This window comes from Nocardiopsis protaetiae, assembly GCF_045446735.1.
Classification (GTDB): domain Bacteria; phylum Actinomycetota; class Actinomycetes; order Streptosporangiales; family Streptosporangiaceae; genus Nocardiopsis; species Nocardiopsis protaetiae.
In genome coordinates this window covers 1-1863 of record NZ_JBJJBV010000501.1, presented here as the reverse complement: position 1 = coordinate 1863, position 1863 = coordinate 1, and the positions used below count along the sequence as shown (strand labels likewise).

The window sequence follows — 1863 nt, the reverse complement described above, 5'->3', positions numbered from 1 at the left end:
CCGCTCACCCCCCAGGTCCCCGGCGACGTCCACCCCTGGCCCGACCACTCACCGGCGCGGTCACCGCCGCCGCGCTGGTCGCGGCGGCCGCCCTCGCCGCACCCCACCCGCCCGCCCCCGCGGCGGCCGCACCCGCGGCCACCACCACCTCGGCCACCACCGCCCCGGTCACCATCACCTCGGCCGCCGCCCCGGTCACCGCCGCCGGGGCCGACCTGCCCTTCACCACGATCGAGGCCGAGTCCGGCGCCGCCGCGACCGACGGCGAGCTCATCGGCCCGGACCTGACCCAGGGCACCGTCGCCTCGGAGGCCTCCGGCCGGCGGGCGGTCCGCCTCGACGCCGGTGAGTCCGTGGAGTTCACCCTCCCCCGCGCCGCCAACGCGATCACCGTCGCCTACAGCGTCCCCGACGGTGCCTCCGGCTCCCTGCCCGTCCACGCGAACGGCGCGCACGTCGGCGACCTCGCCGTCACCAGCGCCTACTCCTACCTGGACGCGCCGTGGATCCCCGGTTCCACCACCCACCAGTTCTTCGCCAACACCCGCCTGCTGCTGGGCACCGACCTGGCCCCCGGGGACACCGTCCGCGTCACCGCCGACCCGGCCGTCTCCCCGGTCGTCATCGACCTCGCCGACGTCGAGCAGGTCGCCCCGCCCGCCGAGCAGCCCCAGGGCTCGGTCTCGGTGCTCGACCACGGCGCCGACCCGACCGGGCGGGACGACTCCCACCAGGCCTTCACCGCGGCGATCGACGAGGCCCGCGCCTCGGGCCGCGAGGTGTGGATCCCCCAGGGCGGGTTCCGGGTCGGGACCTGGGTGCGCAACGTGGACGGGGTGACCCTGCGCGGCGCCGGCCACTGGCACTCGGTGGTGCTCAGCTCCGGCTTCATCGACCAGCAGTCCGCCTCCGGGAACGTGGGCCTGCACGACTTCGCGGTCATCGGCGCCGTCGCCCAGCGAGTGGACACCTCGCCCGACAACTTCGTCAACGGCACCCTGGGGCCGGACTCGTCGGTGTCCGGCATGTGGCTGCAGCACCTGAAGGTCGGCCTGTGGCTCACCGGCCCCAACGACCGCCTGGTGGTGGAGCGCAACCGCTTCTACGACATGAAGGCCGACGGCCTCAACATCAACGGCACCGCCCGCGACGTGAGCGTGCGCCAGAACTTCCTGCGCAACACCGGCGACGACGCCCTGGCCATGTGGTCCCTGCACGCGCCCACCGTGGGCAGCGCGTTCGAGTACAACACGATCTCCCAGCCCAACCTGGCCAACGGGATCGCGATCTACGGCGGCACCGACCTGACCGTGCGCGGCAACCTCGTCGTGGACACCAACGCGCTGGGCAGCGGTATCGCGATCTCCAACCAGGCGTTCGCCCAGCCGTTCTTCCCGTTGCGGGGCACCATCACGGTCGACGGCAACGAGCTGGTGCGCACGGGTGCGATGAACCCCAACTGGAACCACCCGATGGGCGCGCTGCGCGTGGACTCCTACGACAGCGCGATCGAGGCGCGGGTGGAGATCACCGACACCACCGTCACCGACAGCCCGTGGAGTGTCTTCGAGTTCGTCTCGGGCGGCGGCCGGGGCCTGCCGGTGCGCAACGTGACGGTCGACGGCGCGACCGTGGACGGTGCGGGCACGGTCGTGGTGCAGGCCGAGACGCCCGGATCGGTGGAGTTCGCGAACGTGACCGCCACCGGTGTCGGCGTCGCCGGGGTGTACAACTGCCCGTTCCCGCAGGGCAGCGGCGTGTTCTCCCTCCAGGACGGCGGCGGCAACTCCGGCTGGGACTCGGAGTGGGACGACTGCTCCTCCTGGCCGGGCCAGGACTGACCCCTCCCGGGCGGGCCGGGGC

General features: G+C 73.6%; 1 protein-coding gene. It reads left to right on the top strand.

Going from position 1 to position 1863, the window contains the following annotated elements:
* Positions 1–1841 (top strand): glycosyl hydrolase family 28-related protein (locus ACJOT3_RS34330; protein ID WP_406977299.1); only part of this gene is annotated, 1841 nt, incomplete at its 5' end.
* Positions 1842–1863 lie beyond the last annotated feature (22 nt).